Origin of the sequence: Qipengyuania rhodophyticola (assembly GCF_042493225.1) — a bacterium.
Lineage (GTDB): Bacteria > Pseudomonadota > Alphaproteobacteria > Sphingomonadales > Sphingomonadaceae > Erythrobacter.
Genome location: NZ_CP170454.1, coordinates 1,249,513 through 1,266,876 on the forward strand (window position 1 = coordinate 1,249,513; position 17,364 = coordinate 1,266,876).

Below are 17,364 nucleotides of genomic sequence, written 5' to 3' on the forward strand. Positions count from 1 at the left end.
AATGTTTCAGTCATGCGCAAGCGCGCCGATTTCCTCGCTGCGAATCGCGGCCTGAGAGTTGCGAAGCCGGCGTTCGTGCTGCTCGCTCACCCGAACCAAAGCGCGGGAAAGCGCTATGGCGTCACAGTTACCAAGAAGATTGGCAATGCTGTGGTGCGCAACCGGATCAAACGGCGCTTTCGCGAGCTGCTTTGGGCGGTATTGCCTGAGCATGGCCTGGCCGATCATGATCATGTGCTGATCGGCCGCGATGCTGGCATGACGCGTGATTTTGCCAAGCTGACTGCGGATCTAGAGCACGCACTGCGCCGCGCGGCGGCGGGTGAGGGTGATAAACGCCGTGGTCCGCGAACGCCCCGCGGTTCAGCCAGGTCTGCCGCTAAAGGCACGCCGCAATGAAGTGGCCTCTCATCTGGATCGCGAAGTTCTGGCAACTCGGACCAAGCCGAATTTTGCCGCCGACATGCCGCTACACCCCCTCTTGCAGTGCCTACGCGATAGAGGCGCTCCACAAGCATGGTGCAATCAAGGGTGGATGGCTGGCCCTTATGCGTATATTGCGCTGCAATCCTTGGGGTGGGCATGGGCACGATCCAGTTCCCTAAAGCGCCTCAAGTAGCTGTCTTGAATTAATAACACACCTACATACATTAGGCTGACAAAAGCCGAAATCACGGAACATACCTTGCAAAATCAGCGTAATCTTCTGCTTGCCGTCGCATTGTCATTCCTGCTGTTGATCGGCTGGGACACGGCGATGGGATATCTCTATCCTGCGCCGCCCCAGAGCGAACAAGCGACCGAGCAGACTGCCCAACAAGGTGCAGCTACCGATGCTTCTGGCGCGGCTACGACCTCCGCCAGCGGTGAAATTCCCGCAAGTGGCGAAGGCGCGGGGCTGACCGAGGCTGGGCCCGTTGACCTGGCACAATCGCTTGAGGGCGCAGAGCGGGTGCGCATTGAGGCGCCGCTGTTGACCGGGTCTATCAATCTCGCAACCGGTGCGATCGATGATATCGAGCTGAAGGAATACCGCGAAACGACAGACGATGATAGCGAGCAAGTGCGCCTGTTCGCGCCGCAAGGCACACAGCATCAGCAGTTCGCCCAGTTTGGTTTTCTGCTCAATGGGGTGCGTCAAGAAGGCGCAGCATGGCAAGCGAGCGCTGAGACGCTGAGCCCGGGCAATCCGGTCACGCTGACCCGCGCGGATGAGGCTGGCCTTACCACCAGCATCACCCTGTCGATTGATGATCAATATATGATCTCCGCCGAGCAGCGTGTGGCCAACACGGGCGAGGCCGCTGCTGTGGCTCAGCCTTTTGCGCTGATTAGCCGCTCCTCGCGCAATGCGAGTGAAGATCTCTGGCTCGCTCATTCAGGCCCTATCGGCGTGTTCGCTGACGCTGCGAACTATGATTACGGCTATGAGGATGTCGAGGAAGCGGGCACTGTGACGCCAGATGGCGATGCTGCGTGGATCGGTTTTACTGACATTTACTGGCTGTCTGCGCTGGTGCCTGAAAATGGCACAAGCGCGAGCGCAAACTTCCGCTCGCTGGGCAATGAACAATACCGCTCTGACGTCATTTATGATGCGATCACTTTGCCCGCTGGCCAAGCGGTAACGCGCACGACGCAGCTGTTTGTTGGCGCAAAAGAAAGCACGGTTCTCGATCAATATGAGGACGCAGGCATCGCGCGCTTCGGCCTTGCGATTGATTGGGGCTGGTTCCGCTGGTTTGAGAAGCCAATGCTGTGGCTGCTCAACAAGTTTTATGACTTCGCGGGCAATTTCGGTGTTGCGATCATCCTGCTGACATTGGTTGTGCGCCTGCTGCTCTTCCCAATCGCGCAGAAGCAATTTGCCTCCATGGCGGGCATGAAGGCGGTTCAGCCGCGCATGAAGGCGATCCAGGACAAATATAAGGACGACAAGGTCAAAGCGCAGCAGGAGATGCAGAAGCTCTTCAAGGAAGAAGGCGTCAATCCGCTTGCCGGGTGTCTGCCGCTGATCGTACAGATCCCAATTTTCTTCGCGCTGTATAAGGTTCTCTATCTCGCGATTGAGATGCGTCACCGGCCGTTCTTGTGGATCGACGATTTGTCCGCACCGGATCCTGCGAAAATTCTCAACCTGTTTGGCTTGCTGCCGTTCGATCCGCCAAGCTTCCTCGGCATTGGTGTGCTCGCGGTTGGTCTTGGCGTCACCATGTGGCTCACCTTTAAGCTCAACCCGAGCGCGATGGACCCTGTGCAGCAGCAAATCTTCAACATCATGCCATGGGTGCTGATGTTTGTGATGGCGCCGTTTGCCGCTGGCCTGCTCGTATACTGGAATGTCAGCAACATCCTGACGCTGGCGCAGCAGAAATATCTCTATTCCAAACATCCGCAATTGAAGGCGGCGGCTGAGAAAGAGAAGGCGGAAAAGGCGAGGGAAGCTGCCGCCAAGGCCAAGGGTTAGGCCCAGAACATGAGCACGCGCGCCAATCGGCTGTTTTCGGGGCGAGTGGAGTTTCTGCTGTCCGCGCCGCAGCTGAAATTCCTGCCTGAGCCTGATTTTCCCGAGATCGCCTTTTGCGGGCGGTCCAACGTGGGGAAAAGCTCACTGCTCAACGCGCTAGCGAAACGCAAGGCTATCGCGCGAACATCGGTGACGCCGGGCCGCACGCAGGAACTCAACTTCTTTGAGGTTGGCGACCCGACGCAGTTCCGCCTTGTCGATATGCCCGGCTATGGTTTTGCCAAGGCGCCGGTCAAAGTGGTCGAGCGCTGGAAGAAGCTGGTGAAGACTTACCTGCGCGGACGGGCTGTTTTGGAGCGGACGCTGGTGCTGGTCGATAGCCGCCATGGATTAAAAGACGTCGACCGCGAGATGATGACCATGCTCGACGAGGCCGCCGCGAGTTACCGCGTAGTGATGACCAAGGCCGACAAGATCAAGGCGAGCGAGCTGGAGGCGACTGTGGCGAAAGTCACTGAGGAAGCCCGCAAGCACCCCGCCGCCTTCCCAGAAATCCACGTCACCAGCTCTGAAAAAGGCATGGGCATCGGCGAACTTCGCGCGGCGGTGATGAAGGATGCGTTGAGGATTGAGTGATCTGCAAGCACTTAGTGTGTGCTTATGCGGGTGGAATTGGACGTTGCCGTCCTACCTTTTTGTTTGATTGTTCCTTGCACTTCGATAGTCAGCCGTCGAGTTTATTACTATCGACGATATGCAGGTAGACTGAGGCTCTTCCAATCCGAACAATAGGCCTCCCCAAGGGTATTCAGCCGCAGCATACCAGCATCCACCAGGAGTGCAGCCCGGTCGTGGCTGCTGCGCTCCGTAATAGGTTTGAATTTCACTTGTTCGAATGCAAATACCGGAGAAATCCTCGAGAACTAGGATGAGCCCTCGACCTCGCTGCCGTAAGCTTCCTCCGTCAAAGTGTAGTCCACCAATGTGACCCGGCTCGAAGAAGCAGGACTTGGTGCGACATTGCTCCGATAGATCAAAAGCCGTGATAACATCACCAGCGTCAGGTGGTGAATCACTGATGGCAGCATCAATCGTTGAGAATACGACCTGCTCGCTGTGCTTTACCGTGCCAATCTGAGACCACCAAACCCCTACAAGCAGCATCGCGCCTAGTAGAAGGACTGCAATGAAACGTCGCCCTGTCATTGTGCATTGATTGCACGATACCCCTTCGTCTGCAATTGGGTCGCAAACGATCTTTCCTAGCACTCACCCCTCAAAAATCATCCCATCATCGGCAAACGCCTTCATCTCAATCGCATTGCCACTGGGGTCGCGGAAGAACATCGTCGCCTGCTCGCCGGGTTTGCCTTTGAAGCGCACCGTTGGCTCCATCACGAACTCTGTGCCAGCCTCGCGCAACCGGTCGGCCAGCGCCTGCCAATCCTCCATTGTCAGGACAATGCCAAAATGCGGCACGGGTACGCCGTGACCATCAACATGATTGCTGGCGGTGTCATCTGAGCGTTCCGGCGCCAAATGCGCCACAATCTGATGCCCGCGAAAATCAAAGTCGATCCATTTGTCTGAGCTGCGGCCTTCGGCGCAGCCCATTACGCCGCCGTAAAAGGCGCGCGCAGCCGCAAGGTCATGGACAGGAAAGGCGAGGTGAAACGGGCGCAAACTCATGTCCGGTCGCATAACATCGCGCTCAAACCTAGAAAAGCATCTTGTTCAGCCTCGACAGCGTAACCCTGAACACTTAGTGGTCGAACCTGTAGGCGAAAGGTGGATCGCGATATGAAGCTGATTATCGGCAATAAGAACTATTCGAGCTGGTCGCTGCGCGGCTGGCTGGCGGCGAAACAATCTGGGCTCGGCTTTGAGGAAATCATCACGCCGCTGTTTGGCGAGAATTGGGATAATCGCCGTGAGACCGAAAACCTCCAGCCCAGCTTTGGCAAGGTGCCGATCCTGTGGGACGGCGACAATGTCATTTGGGATAGCCTCGCGATTATGGAATACTTCGCCGACCGGGTGGGCCGTGACCGGTTCTGGCCCAAGGACGAAAGCGCGCGCGGCATGGCGCGGGCCATGGTCGCCGAAATGCACAGCTCTTACGCGGCGCTGCGCAGCGAATGTCCGATGAATATCCGCCGCAAGTTTGAGGGCGCGCAGCTCTCCGAGGCGTGCCAGCAAGATATCGTCCGTGTGCTGGGCCTATGGGCAGAGGCGCGCTCTCGCTTCGGCTCTGGCGGGCCGTTCCTGTTCGGAACATTCGGCGCGGCGGACATTTTCTACGCGCCCGTGGTGAGCCGCCTCATCAGCTATCAAGTTGCCGTGCCGGGTTTTGCTGCCGCCTATATGCAGGCCGTATGGGAACATGACTGGATGCAAGAATGGATCAAAGCCTCCGAGGAGGAGGAATGGGTGATTGAGCAATATGAGGTCACGCCGCAGAATGGGTGAAGAACACATGGGTGATGCTCTGGGCCTCGCCAAGCGGTTGATGGCCGCCCCTAGCGTCACCCCCGCAACCGGCGCGGTGTTTGACGAGATGGAGGCGATGCTATCGCCGCTTGGACTCGATGTGCATCGTTTTGTCGCGGGCGAGGGGGCTGAGGGCACGCCTGAGGCACCGGTCGAGAATCTGTTCGCGATCCGCCGCGGGCCGGAAGGCTCAAAGCATTTCGCCTTTGCCGGACATCTTGATGTGGTGCCGCCTGGCGATGGCTGGACCAGCGGCGCGTTTGAGCCGGAGGAGCGTGGCGAGCTGCTCTATGGGCGCGGCGCGGTCGATATGAAGGGCTCCATTGCCTGCATGGTCGCGGCCGTTGCGGATGTTCCGGCGGATGCGGGCACCATCAGTTTTATCATCACTGGCGATGAGGAAGGCCCAGCGCTGTTCGGCACACGCGCGATTATCGGCCATATGCGCGAGACTGCTCAAGAGCCTGATCTATGCTTGGTGGGCGAGCCCACTAGCGTCAATCAACTCGGCGATATGATGAAGATTGGGCGGCGCGGCTCGGTGAATATCTGGCTGGAGGTTGCCGGCACGCAGGGGCATGTTGCCTACCCGCATTTAGCCGATAATCCGCTGCCGAAAATGGTGGCGATGCTGGCTGAGCTTGATGCGCTGACGCTGGATGAGGGGACGGATTGGTTCCAGCCTTCCAACCTTGAGATTACCGAAATTGATGTAATCAATGCGGCGCATAATGTCATCCCCGCGACGGCTAAGGCGCGCCTTTCGATCCGGTTCAATGATCTGCATAGCGGGGCATCCTTGTCGAAACAGGTCGCCGACATTGCGGCCAAGCATGGCGGCACCGCGCATCCGATTATCTCGGGCGAGCCGTTTCTGACGCCGCCGGGTGAGTTTTCGGACATTATTGCTGCAGCGGTGAAGGCGGAGACTGGCATTGACCCAGAGCCCTCCACAACCGGAGGCACTTCCGATGCGCGCTTCCTGCGCGCCGTCTGTCCCGTGATTGAGTTTGGCCTTTGCAACGCCACCATGCATAAGCGCGACGAAGCGGTGGCGATTGCTGATTTGGACCGCCTAGCGCGGATATATGCGGAAATCGCCAAAGCGGCGCTGAAGACTTGAGGGATTAGAGATGTTCGCAAAATGGTTTGCCATTCCGCTGTGGCAGCGGGTGATCGGGGCGCTGATCCTCGGCATTGCGCTGGGCCTCTATTGGGGGCCGGAAGCTGAGGGCATCAAGTGGATTGGCGACTTCTTCATCAAGTCGATCAAGATGCTTGTCGTCCCCCTGATCTTCTTCAGCCTCGTCTCCGGCGTCGCGGCGATTGGCGATCTGCGCAAGCTGGGCGCGGTTGGTGGACGGGCGATGATCTTATTTCTAGTCAGCGGGCAAATCGCAGTATGGCTGGGTCTGGCGCTCGGCACAGGCGCGATTAACCTCGGCCTCTTCCCCAGCAAGGAAGAGCTCGGCACGCCCGAAGTCGACACCCCCGCACCCAATGAGACCACGGCGGTGGACATGATCCTCTCCATCGTTCCGGAAAGTCCGGTTCAGGTGATGGCGGATGTCGCGGTGCTGCCGCTGATCGTCTTCTCCATGCTGATCGGCATCGGCATTTTGATGGCCAAGGAAGAGGGCGAGCCGGTCCAGAAGATCTTCGATAGCGGCGCGGTCATTATGCAAAAGGTCACGATGATCGTGATGGAGCTGACCCCGTTTGGCGTTTTCGCGCTGATGGCGTGGGTGGCGGGCACGCTGGGAGTGGATGCATTGAAAGCGCTCGGCTGGCTGGTCGCGCTCAATTATCTCGGCTGTCTGCTGATCATCGGCATTATGTATTCGGCGATGATCAAATTCATCGCGAAACTGCCAGTGACTGACTATTTTCGCGGCATCGTGGACGCGATTGCGGTGAGCTATTCCACGGCCAGCTCCAATGCGACATTGCCGGTTACCCTGCGCTGCGTGCGGCGCAATCTGGGCGTGTCGAACTCAGTGGCGAGCTTCGTGGTCAGCCTCGGTGCAACGATCAATATGAACGGTACGGCGATGTATCTGGGCCTTGCGACGCTATTTGGCGCGAGCATTTTCGGCGTAGACCTCACCTGGGGTCAGTATTTCCTCATCTCGATCCTCGCGACTTTGGGCGCGATTGGCGCCGCGGGCATTCCGGGCGCAGGCCTCATCATGATGGCGCTGGTGTTTGGCGCGGTCGGCGTTCCGTTGGAAACGATAGCCTTCGTGGCGGGCGTTGACCGGATCATGGATATGATGCGCACCACGACCAATGTCAGCGGCGATGCAGCGGTCGCGACGACTGTTGCAAGCATGACGGGCGAGATCGACCGAGCTGAGATGGTCAGCGCGGATGATGTTTAGTTTTCATATTCCTCGCTATCTAGAAGCAGAACAACAAAGGTAAGTTGCGCTAGCTGTTGGGCTTCTTTTGCTAGCGTCACCTCTATATCGGCGATCAGAAAGCCCTGCAGTGGAATGGACTCTTGTAAAAAACTTTGTGAGGACCAATCACCGATGATTTCGGGCGGCCCAGACACTGTGAAGGTTAGTCGGAGCCCCTCGAAGTTTGGCGACCTCCAACGGTCCTCAAGATAGTTGAGGACCGAAACCGAGTTGTCTGCAGCAATTAATCTAAGTCGCTTTCGTATTGAGCGCAGGCGGACCTGCCATGGTAGCTGCAAGGCTTTCTCCTAAGTATCCAACCTTCAATATCATCACCGCCCCTTCGGTTTCTCCAGCACCTTCTTCCTAAAACTGCACAAATCGGTCAGCTGACAGCGCCAACATTCCGGCGTGCGTGCTTTGCAGACATAGCGGCCATGCAGGATCAGCCAGTGATGCGCATGCAATCGAAACGGCTGCGGGACGCGCTTTTCCAGCTTTGTCTCAACCTGTTCCGGCGTCTTTCCCTTGGCCAGACCCGTGCGATTGCCCATCCGCAAAATGTGCGTGTCGACCGCAAAGGTTTCCTGCTTGAACCAGCAATTGAGCACCACATTGGCAGTCTTGCGGCCCACACCGGGCAGCCGCACCAGATCCTCGCGCGTGTCCGGCACTTCGCCGCCATAGTCATCAATCAGCAGCTGCGAGAGCGCGATTACATTCTTAGCCTTGGAGTTGAACAGGCCAATCGTCTTGATGTGCTGGATCAGCCCCTCAAGCCCCAAGTCGAGCATTTCCTGCGGCGTTTTGACCTTCGCAAACAGCGCGCGGGTGGCCTTGTTCACACCAACATCCGTCGCCTGCGCGGACAAGGCCACGGCCACCACCAGCTGATAGGCATTGCCATATTCCAGCTCTGTTTCCGGCTCAGGGTTGTCCTCGGCCAGACGCCGGAAGAATTCAAAAATCTGATCTTTTGTCATGGTTTGTCCGGGGCTGTCTCGTCTGCGATGTCGAGCATCATTTCGCGCTGGCGTTGCATCCCATCGCTAAACGCGGCGGCGAGAATGCCTGTAGGCAGCGCGACCAGCGCAATCCCGGCAAAGGCCACCAGGCCTGCGACCATCTTGCCCTCCAGCGTGATTGGGGTGACATCGCCATAGCCCACCGTGGTCAGCGTAATGACCGCCCACCACAATGCGCGCGGGATGGACCCGAATACCTCGGGCTGCTCCGGCCCCTCAATCCAATACAGCGCGGTGGCACCGGACAGCATCAGAAAGGCCGCCAGCCCCAAAGTGATCGCCAGGTCATAGCGCCGTTCATACACCGCGCGCGTGATCATATGCAGTGAGCGCGAGAACCGCGTAAGCCGTGCCAGCGCAAGGATGCGGAACACGCGTAGCATGCGCAGAAATGCGGAGCTTTCGAAGAACAGCGGCAGGAAAATCGAGGTAATGATCACCAGGTCAAGCAGCGTGAGCGGCGATATGAGAAAGCGGAGCCGTTTGGAGGTGGCACTGCCTTCGCCCTCTTCCTCCGGCGCAGCCCAAAGGCGCAGGGCAAACTCTACCAGAAAGACGACGCCCGCGACGATCTCTATCCAGAAGAAGTCATCCGCATACTCGGCTTGCAATGAGGGTTCGGTCCGCAGAATCGCGACTAAGGTCGCGCACAACACCAGCAGCACGACCAGCTTGTTGAAGTTGGACAGCCCCTCGATATTGCGTGCACGCGGATCGATTTCCTTGTGCAATCGCGCGCGTAGGGAGGGGCTCTCACTCACAGATCAAGCACATCATTCATAGTGTAGCGGCCGGGTGGTTTGCCGATCAGCCAGGCTGCAGCTTTGATTGCGCCGCGAGCGAAGATGAGCCTGTTTTCGGCATTGTGAGACAGCGTAATCCGTTCCTGCTCTCCCGCCAGAATAACCGAGTGATCGCCCGCCACACTGCCCCCGCGCAAAGCCGCAAAGCCAATCGCGCCTTCTTTGCGCGCGCCGGTCATGCCGTCCCGCCCGCTCTCGGTGTTTTCCGCCAGTGAAATCCCGCGTCCCTCCGCCGCCGCAATGCCAAGGATCTTTGCTGTGCCGGATGGTGCATCGACCTTATGCCGGTGGTGCATTTCAACAATCTCTATATCCCAGTCAGGTCCCAGCTTTTCTGCCGCTCGGTGCACAAGATGCGCGAGTAATTGGACGCCCAGCGAAGTGTTGCCTGTCTGAAGGAGGGGAATTTTCTCAGCCGCTGCGTCAATGGCCCGGTGATGCGGGTCTTGGAGACCCGTGGTCCCGATCAAAATGGGCGTGCTGCTCGAAGTCGCCGCAGCGAGATTGGCGAGCAATGCATCAGGGCTTGAGAAATCGACCAATGTGTCAGCTGTGTTGGTCAGTGCAGCCACATCGCCATCATGATCGACACCGCCTGCGAATTCATGTGGTGCGCCATCCAACAGGCTGGCGATCGCCTGCCCCATGCGCCCTTCGCTGCCGATGATCCCGATGTGCGCCATTGCAATTCCCCGTATCTCAATGCTTCATGGCGCGCATGACGGATATTCGCAACATTGTGGTGCTGACAGGGGCAGGAATTTCAGCGGAAAGTGGGATTGATACGTTTCGCGATGCCAGTGACGGGGGGCAGGGCCTGTGGGAGCAGCACCGGGTGGAGGATGTTGCCACGCCTGAGGGCTTTGCCAAGGATCCCGATCTAGTGCTGGGCTTTTACGATATGCGGCGTGAGGCACTGGCGAAAGTGGAGCCCAATGCGGCGCATCATGCATTAGCGCAGCTCGAGGCAGAGTGGCCGGCGCGATCTGGGGGTGATTTGCTGATCGTGACTCAGAATGTCGACGATCTACATGAGCGGGGGGGCGCCAAGAATGTGCTCCATATGCATGGCGAACTTAAGAGCGCGCTGTGCACCTCATGCGGAACGCGGTCGGCGTGGGATGCACCGATGCTCAACCGCCCGGCTTGTCCCGTGTGCCAAGCGCCGACGCTACGCCCCGATGTCGTGTGGTTTGGCGAAATGCCGTATCAAATGGAGCGAATTTATGCCGCGCTGCGCCGTGCCGATTTGTTCGTTAGTATCGGCACATCTGGCGCAGTGTATCCGGCGGCTGGCTTTGTTCGCGATGCCCGCGAAATGGGCGCGGCTACGCTGGAGCTTAATCTGGAGCGGTCAGAGGGTTCGGCCTGGTTCCACGAATCGCGTGAGGGCAAAGCAAGCGAGCTTGTACCGGAGTGGGTAGATGAGGTGTTAGGTTGCTGAGGCGCCGCATCCTTTGCATGCCGAATCTTTGGCAATCTTGAAACTGCGCATTGCGGGCTTTAGCCCGTCCATCAAGTGCACCGCGCCCCATTGCGGGTCGCCAAAAGCGCTGACCCCATCAAGCAGTACGCGGATCGCATGCATCGCGCCAAAGCTGGCCGTCCAACCGGCCATTGCGCCCAGCATGCCATCTTCTGCGCAGGTATCACAATCTTCTGCATCAAAGGCGTCGCCGACGAAGCAGCGATAGCAGGAATGTTCCGGCATGTGTCCGGCAAAGGCGCCAACCTGCCCCTGAAACCGCCCCACGGCTGCGCTGACTAGCGGAATTTGTGCTGCGACGCAGGCATCGGAAACCGCAAGACGCGTGGCGAAATTATCCGTCCCATCGAGTACCAGATCGGCGCCATCGATCATACCCGCAACGTTGTTAGCCGCGATCCGCTGATCAGAGATTTCGACTGTGATTGCATCATCAAAATTGGCGAGCCAGCGCCGCGCAGAGACCGCTTTGCCATGCCCAATATCGCGGCTGGCGAAAATCGTCTGTCGCTGAAGATTACTGACATCCACAACATCATCATCGACCAGTGTGAGCGTGCCGATCCCGGCAGCTGCGAGATATTGCAGCGCAGGCGACCCAATCCCGCCCAGCCCGATCAACGCGACATGCTTTCCCGCGAGCGTGGCCTGACCAGCCCCGCCAATTTCGGGCAGAACAATGTGGCGCGCAAACCGTTCGAGTCTGGCCGGAGAAAGGGGTGTGGGCGGGACCATGGATAGGCTGTCTACACCCTGTGAGCATCCTGTCGATAGGGCTGTGGATGGCCCTGTCGATCAGCTGTTTGAACTATGTGGAGATTGTGTGCGAATTAACTTTCGAGTTGGCGCAAAAGGCTCCGCACATCGCCGTCCATATCCGCATCACGGGTGCGTAGATCTTCGATCAAACGTACGGCGTGGATAACTGTCGAATGGTCGCGGCCGCCAAATTTGCGTCCAATCTCTGGATAAGAGCGTGGTGTGAGCACTTTGGAGAGATACATTGCGACCTGACGCGGACGCACTACTGCGCGGGCGCGTCGTTTGGAGCTCATTTCGCTGCGGTCGATCCGGTAGAATTGGCAAACCGTGCGTTGGATCTCGTCAATCGTAATTCGCCGCCGATTGGCCGACAGAATATCGGTCAGCTGTTCCTCAGCGAGATTGAGTGATACTTCTTGGCCAGTGAGCTGCGCATACGCGATCAGCTTGTTAAGACCGCCCACCAGCTCGCGAATATTGCGGGTAATTGTGCGGGCGAGGAAATCGATCACATCGTCAGGTACGGCCAGCGGGGCAAAACGCGTTAGTTTCGATTCGAGGATTTTGCGGCGCAGCTCAATATCAGCAGCTTGAATATCAGCTACGAGACCCATGGAAAGGCGGCTGAGTAAGCGCGGTTCAACCCCGTCGAGCGCTTGCGGGGCGCGATCTGCGGCAAAGACCAATCGCTTGCCCTCGGCTAGTAGCGCATCAATCGTGTAAAGCAGCTCTTCCTGAGCGCTCGCCTTACCGATGATGAATTGAATATCGTCAACCAGCAGCAGATCGAAACTGCGCAGGCGGGCCTTGAATTCGATCATCTGGTTTTGTTTTAGCGCCTGAACAAACTCGACCATAAAGCGCTCAGCGGAACAGTAGAAAATCCGCGCGCGCGGGTGCGCTTGCAGATAGGCGTGCCCGATTGCGTGCAGCAAATGCGTTTTGCCCTGACCAGTTGCGGCCTTGAGATAAAGTGGCGAGAATTGCGGGGCCTCTGGAGCACCCATGCGCTGTGCGGCATTGCACGCAAGAATATTCGCCTCGCCAGTAATGAAGGCCGCGAAAGTCAGCGATGGGTCTAGGCCCACGCTGGAGGTGAAACCAGCGTCTCCTAAAGTGTCCGCTGAGATCGCCATCATAGAACGGTCCGCGCCATCATTGGCAGGACGGCGTCCGTCAGTATGCAATGAGAGGTCAGCCACTTGCCGGCGACCTGGGTGCACGCAGATGTTTACATCGCGCACTTCGCTACGGGCAATTTTCCATGCGAGCGCAAGGCGGTCGGCAAAGCGGTCCTTTACCCAATTGGCTGAAAATTCGGTCGGCAGATAAAGCTCAAGCGTGCCGCTTTCTTTGTTGATCCCGCCAAGCCGAATCGGCTTGATCCATTGACTGTAAAGTTGATGCCCCAAGTCTTTGCGGAGGCCCCGGCTGATGTCAGACCAATCCGCTGCCAAATTTACGGCTTCTGCATCCTCCATCAAATCTTCCCGACCTTTTTGCCTTGCATTATCTGCATTAGACTTTGTCATTATGCACAACCCACCTGAAGCCATGCGCTGCGCCGCATGGCAATTCACCCAACATAAAGTGTTTTAAGCAAGCTTCGCCACACCGGCGAAATGAGACATTTCGCCGGGTTACCCCAAAGCGCTTCAAACTGTGAGTTCCACCCCTGTCCATGGCCGGAACGAGAGTTAGTTAGGCCCTTGTCGGGCAGTAGGGCAAGGGGGGAAATTGCAATAAAATAGAAATATTTCGATTGACTCGGCTCTAAGCCGCAGGCCCCCGTTCATCTCATTGAAAAATAGAGATATTCGTCATTTTGAGCACACGAATCGCGGGAAACACTGGGGTTGCGAGATTCGTACCTAGCTCTTTTGCAAAAAATGCACGGCCGTTCTATACCAATACGCAAAAAGGGCCGGCACTTTCGTACCAGCCCCAAATGAAAAATTCGTGATGAAAACGACTTAAAGGCCGAATCCTAAGACCGAATCAGAGAGCGGCGACTCGTTTGCTCAACCGGCTCATTTTGCGTGAAGCCGTATTCTTGTGCATCACCCCGCGTGCGACACCGCGCGCCAGTTCTGGCTGAGCAGCCTTGAGGGCTTCAGCGGCGGCTTTCTTGTCACCACTGGTGCAGGCGGTTTCAACTTCCTTGAGGAAGGAACGAATGCGGCTCATGCGCGCGCCATTGATTTCTGCCCGGCGGGCGTTGCGACGAATGCGCTTTTTTGCTTGCGGCGTATTGGCCATGTCTGTCCTTGCTTCGGGCCGCATTGTAACGCGGCCGCTTGATCAAATCCGAAATACTGTAGAACGGCGATTCACCGCCGGAAAGCGCGCCACATAAGCGGGACTTGGCGATTGGTCAAGGATTCGGTTTGGAGGCCTTGTCTTTGTGTGCCCCGCCACCCCCGCCCTCCACCCTTCCGCCCGGATAGTTTCCGGTAGGCTCCGGGCGGAAGGGTGGAGGGCGGGGGTGGCGGGGCTAGCCGAACGACTACCTCTGGCACTTCGGGCAAAACCAGGTGCTGCGCCCGCCTTGGGTAAAGCGTCGGATCGTCCCGCCGTCCTCGCGTCGGCAACTTTCATCGTCGCGGCCATAAACATCAAAGCGTGTCGCAAAATAGCCAAGCTCGCCATCGGGCTGAGCAAAGTCACGCAAGGTAGATCCGCCATCGCGGATTGATTGCGCGAGGACTTCTTTGATGGCTGGCACCAGGCGTTCCAGCTGAGGCATGGTGACTTTGCCGCCCGCCTTTCGCGGGTGAATCCCTGCGCGCCAGAGCGCCTCGCACACGTATATATTGCCGAGGCCCGCCACGATCCGTTGATCCAGCAGCAGCAATTTGATGGCTTGAGTGCGACCTCGCGTCGCCTCGCGCAAATGCTGCGCGGTGAGCGCTTTACCCAGCGGTTCTGGCCCGAGCGCCGCAAAAGCGGGCCATGCATCAAGCTCTTCCTCAACCACCAGGTCAACCGAACCAAACCTGCGCGGATCATTGAGGGCAAAACGGTGGCCCCCAGTTTCCAGCACCAGATGGTCATGCTTATCTGGCTCTTCCGGGTCGATCCGCCAGCGACCACTCATGCCAAGATGAAAGACCATTGCAGACGCGCGATTGATATGAATTAGGCCATATTTCGCGCGCCGCGTCAGCCGCTCGACGCGAGCACCGGTCAGCGACTGCACAAGATCGGCCGGGAACGGGCGGCGTAGATTTGGCCGGTTCACTGCGACTCGCGTGATAACCTCGCCATCGAGAAAGCGGGCAAGCCCGCGCACAGTGGTTTCAACTTCGGGAAGCTCAGGCATCGCTTGGTGATAGCTATGTCCAGCTGCGCTGACCACATCAGATCGGCACCGGCCCACACCCTCCACCCTTCCACCCGGAGCCTGCCGAAAGATCATCCGGGTGGAAGGGTGGAGGGTGTGGGCTGGTGTTGAACAACCTTCGTGCTTGATGCACCGCGCGCCATGGATGTTGCACGCTAACACCCTTTGCGCAGCCGACAATTCCCCCTAAGGGACGCGGCTATGCAAGATACAGTTTCTTTCGGTTACGAAGATGTCGCTCCGGACGAGAAGACTGCCCGCGTGGGCGGTGTTTTCTCCAGCGTCGCGAGCAAATATGACATTATGAACGATGTGATGTCGGGCGGCATGCATCGGCTTTGGAAAGATCGCTTTGTTAAATGCGTGAAGCCGCAGCCCGGCGAGGCGATTCTCGATATGGCTGGCGGCACGGGCGATATCGCCTTCCGCATGGTCAAGCGCGGCGCGGAAGTGACCGTGGCTGATATCAATCAGGACATGCTCGATGTTGGCATTGAGCGCGCAATGGAGCGCGGCATAGATGGGCTTTCATGGTCGTGCCAGAATGCGGAGGAGCTATCCTACCCGCGCAGCACATACGATGCTTACACAATCGTCTTTGGCATTCGCAATGTGACGCAGATCGACAAGGCGCTGGTCGAGGCACACCGCGTGCTCAAATATGGCGGGCGTTTTTACTGCATGGAGTTTTCGACCACCGATTGGGCGGGCTTTAAAGAAGTGTACGATCTGTATTCGCACAATGTTATGCCGCGCATGGGCCAGATGATTGCCGGTGATGAAGAAAGCTATCGCTATCTCGCCGAGTCGATCCGCCGTTTTCCAAAGCCGCCCGTGTTTGAACAGATGATCCGCGATGCGGGCTTTGCCAACACCCGCGTTGAGACGATTTTGGGCGGCGCGGTGAATATTCACTCCGGGTGGAAAATCTGACCGCGTGACACGGCCTGCAACACATATCTGGCGGCTCCTCAAATGGGGCAGGACGCTCGCGAAGCATGGTGCTTTGCGCGGGATTGAGGGCGATCCAAACACCCCGCCGCAAGTGAAGCGTTTGGCGCGGATTGCGCGTTTCGGCACGTTCCAACCCAAAGTGCCAGACTACGCAGGCGCTTTCCGCGCCATTGGACCTGCCGCGATCAAGTTGGGGCAATCGCTCGCAACGCGGCCTGATCTGGTCGGCGAGGAAGCGGCGAACAATCTGCTGACACTGCAGGACAATCTGCCGCCAGTGCCTTTCGCTCAGATTGAGGCATCGGTCCAGGCGACCTTTGGCCAGCCTTTGTCGGAGCTGTTTTCGCATATCGAGCCTGAGCCGGTTGGTGCAGCCTCTATCGCGCAGGTTCACCGCGCCGTGACGAGTGATGGCCGCGACGTGGCGCTTAAGGTTTTGCGTCCCGGCATTCGCGAGCAGTTTGAAAAAGACATTCAGACCTATGAATGGGCGGCGGCGCATCTGGAAGCGCTAGGCGGCGAGGAAGCGCGGCGTCTTCGTCCGCAGCTCACCATTGCGAACTTCAAACGCTGGACCAATCGAGAGCTTGATTTGCGGCGCGAAGCGGCATCCGCTTCTGAACTCGCCGAGAATATGGCCGGGGTTGAGGGCTATGCGATTCCCGAGATTGATTGGGACCGCACCAATGGCCGGGTCATGACCATTGAGTGGATCGATGGAGTCAAAATCTCCGAGAACGCGAAGCTGGCCGCGAAAGGCCACAATTTGCCCGAACTTGCTAACCGGTTGGTTCTCACCTTTCTGAAACAAGCGATCAGCGGCGGTTATTTCCACGCCGATATGCATCAGGGCAATCTGTTCGTGAAAGATGATGGCACGATCGTTGCGATTGATTTCGGGATTATGGGCCGGATTGATCGGCGCGCGCGGCAATGGCTCGCGGAAATCCTCTATGGCCTGACGACGGGGAATTACCGCCGGGTGGCCGAGATTCACTTCGAGGCGCAATATGTGCCGAGTCACCACGATGTTGGCGAATTTGCAACCGCGCTGCGCGCTGTGGGTGAGCCGATGCGCGGCAAGCCGGTGAGCGAGCTGAGCGTTGGGCAAATGCTTGACGGCCTGTTCGCGATTACCCGCGATTTTGACATGCAGACCCAGCCGCATTTGCTGCTGCTGCAAAAGACGATGGTGATGGTTGAGGGGATTGCGACGCAGCTGAACCCTGAGATCAATATGTGGGACACCTCCGCGCCTTACGTGCGCGAGTGGATTCGCGATGAGCTGGGGCCAGAGGCGGCCATTGCTGACCGGATCAAGGAAGATGCCGGAACACTGTTCCGCATCCCCGATCTGGTTCGCCGGATAGAAGACCGCTTCCCGGCCAAAGGCGGGGCGCCTGAACCGCCACCAGTGCCGGAGGTAGAGTTGATGTGGGAGCGCAAGGCCAAGAAAGGTGAGCGCTCGGGGGTGGTCGGTTACCTTGTCGCCGGAGCCGTCGGCGCCGGAGCGAGCTGGTTCGCCATCACCCAAGGATGGCTTGGTTAGAGATCCTCGAACATAGGTCTCATAGGCCCAATTCCTTAAGCCGGCAGCAGGTTTTGTTAACCATGCAACTTATGCATCCATAG

18 protein-coding genes are annotated in these 17,364 nt (G+C 58.0%); 10 read left to right on the plus strand and 8 right to left on the minus strand.

Translation table 11 applies throughout. From position 1 onward, the window contains the following. Positions 1–12: 12 nt before the first annotated feature. The 4 genes from rnpA (at position 13) to yihA (ending at position 3,103) form a co-directional block, all read left to right on the plus strand. The gene (gene rnpA, locus ACFCXQ_RS05915) at positions 13–399 is read left to right on the plus strand and encodes a ribonuclease P protein component (RefSeq protein WP_379554562.1); all 387 of its coding nucleotides are present in this window, start codon (positions 13–15) and stop codon (positions 397–399) included. Beyond that, on the plus strand, positions 396–605 hold the full coding sequence (yidD, locus tag ACFCXQ_RS05920) for a membrane protein insertion efficiency factor YidD (protein ID WP_379553993.1): 210 nt from the start codon (positions 396–398) through the stop codon (positions 603–605). Before rnpA ends, yidD begins: the two co-directional genes overlap by 4 nt. A gap of 80 nt (positions 606–685) precedes the next feature. Then, a complete protein-coding gene (yidC, locus tag ACFCXQ_RS05925) occupies positions 686–2,467 on the plus strand; it encodes a membrane protein insertase YidC (protein WP_379553994.1) in 1,782 nt (593 codons plus the stop codon). A gap of 9 nt (positions 2,468–2,476) precedes the next feature. Then, positions 2,477–3,103, plus strand: coding sequence for a ribosome biogenesis GTP-binding protein YihA/YsxC (gene yihA, locus ACFCXQ_RS05930; RefSeq protein ID WP_379553996.1), 627 nt, complete (start codon positions 2,477–2,479; stop codon positions 3,101–3,103). A gap of 633 nt (positions 3,104–3,736) precedes the next feature. On the opposite strand, the gene ACFCXQ_RS05935 is transcribed toward yihA, so the two are convergent. Then, entirely contained in the window at positions 3,737–4,156 is a 420-nt protein-coding gene (locus tag ACFCXQ_RS05935) for a VOC family protein (RefSeq protein ID WP_379553998.1), read from the minus strand. Positions 4,157–4,267: 111 nt separating this feature from the next. On the opposite strand from ACFCXQ_RS05935, the gene ACFCXQ_RS05940 reads away from it, so the two are divergent. The 3 genes from ACFCXQ_RS05940 to ACFCXQ_RS05950 are packed head-to-tail and all read left to right on the plus strand — an operon-like array spanning position 4,268 to position 7,338. Continuing rightward, entirely contained in the window at positions 4,268–4,936 is a 669-nt protein-coding gene (locus tag ACFCXQ_RS05940) for a glutathione S-transferase family protein (RefSeq protein WP_379554000.1), read from the plus strand. A gap of 7 nt (positions 4,937–4,943) precedes the next feature. Continuing rightward, on the plus strand, positions 4,944–6,080 hold the full coding sequence (dapE, locus tag ACFCXQ_RS05945) for a succinyl-diaminopimelate desuccinylase (RefSeq protein WP_379554564.1): 1,137 nt from the start codon (positions 4,944–4,946) through the stop codon (positions 6,078–6,080). A 10-nt stretch (positions 6,081–6,090) separates the two neighbouring features. Further along, a complete protein-coding gene (locus ACFCXQ_RS05950; protein WP_379554001.1) occupies positions 6,091–7,338 on the plus strand; it encodes a dicarboxylate/amino acid:cation symporter in 1,248 nt (415 codons plus the stop codon). Positions 7,339–7,691: 353 nt separating this feature from the next. On the opposite strand, the gene nth is transcribed toward ACFCXQ_RS05950, so the two are convergent. From nth to dapB, 3 genes are read right to left on the minus strand one after another with little or no spacing between them, the layout of a single operon-like run. Beyond that, positions 7,692–8,342, minus strand: a complete 651-nt coding sequence (gene nth / locus ACFCXQ_RS05955; RefSeq protein WP_379554003.1) for an endonuclease III — start codon at positions 8,340–8,342, stop codon at positions 7,692–7,694. Next, positions 8,339–9,145 carry an ion transporter gene (locus tag ACFCXQ_RS05960; protein ID WP_379554005.1) on the minus strand — a complete coding sequence of 269 codons (807 nt, stop codon included), beginning with the start codon at positions 9,143–9,145 and terminating at the stop codon, positions 8,339–8,341. Before ACFCXQ_RS05960 ends, nth begins: the two co-directional genes overlap by 4 nt. After that, positions 9,142–9,870 carry a 4-hydroxy-tetrahydrodipicolinate reductase gene (dapB, locus tag ACFCXQ_RS05965; protein ID WP_379554007.1) on the minus strand — a complete coding sequence of 243 codons (729 nt, stop codon included), beginning with the start codon at positions 9,868–9,870 and terminating at the stop codon, positions 9,142–9,144. The genes ACFCXQ_RS05960 and dapB overlap by 4 nt, the downstream gene beginning before the upstream one ends. 35 nt (positions 9,871–9,905) lie before the next feature. Here dapB and ACFCXQ_RS05970 point away from each other — a divergent pair, with 35 nt between their 5' ends. After that, positions 9,906–10,631, plus strand: coding sequence for an NAD-dependent deacylase (locus ACFCXQ_RS05970; protein WP_379554009.1), 726 nt, complete (start codon positions 9,906–9,908; stop codon positions 10,629–10,631). Here ACFCXQ_RS05970 and ACFCXQ_RS05975 read toward each other — a convergent pair. From ACFCXQ_RS05975 to mutM, 4 genes are all read right to left on the minus strand, one after another. Then, positions 10,620–11,408: a HesA/MoeB/ThiF family protein gene (locus tag ACFCXQ_RS05975; RefSeq protein ID WP_379554011.1), complete on the minus strand. Its 789-nt coding sequence runs from the start codon at positions 11,406–11,408 to the stop codon at positions 10,620–10,622. The genes ACFCXQ_RS05970 and ACFCXQ_RS05975 overlap by 12 nt on opposite strands. 95 nt (positions 11,409–11,503) lie before the next feature. Next, entirely contained in the window at positions 11,504–12,967 is a 1,464-nt protein-coding gene (gene dnaA, locus ACFCXQ_RS05980) for a chromosomal replication initiator protein DnaA (protein WP_379554013.1), read from the minus strand. Between the two features lie 466 nt (positions 12,968–13,433). After that, a complete protein-coding gene (gene rpsT, locus ACFCXQ_RS05985; protein ID WP_379554015.1) occupies positions 13,434–13,694 on the minus strand; it encodes a 30S ribosomal protein S20 in 261 nt (86 codons plus the stop codon). Between the two features lie 247 nt (positions 13,695–13,941). Next, entirely contained in the window at positions 13,942–14,757 is an 816-nt protein-coding gene (gene mutM / locus ACFCXQ_RS05990; RefSeq protein ID WP_379554566.1) for a bifunctional DNA-formamidopyrimidine glycosylase/DNA-(apurinic or apyrimidinic site) lyase, read from the minus strand. A 222-nt stretch (positions 14,758–14,979) separates the two neighbouring features. Here mutM and ACFCXQ_RS05995 point away from each other — a divergent pair, with 222 nt between their 5' ends. Both ACFCXQ_RS05995 and ubiB read left to right on the plus strand, forming a co-directional pair. Continuing rightward, a complete protein-coding gene (locus ACFCXQ_RS05995; protein WP_379554017.1) occupies positions 14,980–15,711 on the plus strand; it encodes a class I SAM-dependent methyltransferase in 732 nt (243 codons plus the stop codon). Positions 15,712–15,715: 4 nt separating this feature from the next. Beyond that, the gene (gene ubiB / locus ACFCXQ_RS06000) at positions 15,716–17,281 is read left to right on the plus strand and encodes a 2-polyprenylphenol 6-hydroxylase (RefSeq protein WP_379554019.1); all 1,566 of its coding nucleotides are present in this window, start codon (positions 15,716–15,718) and stop codon (positions 17,279–17,281) included. The last annotated feature ends 83 nt before the right edge of the window (positions 17,282–17,364 follow it).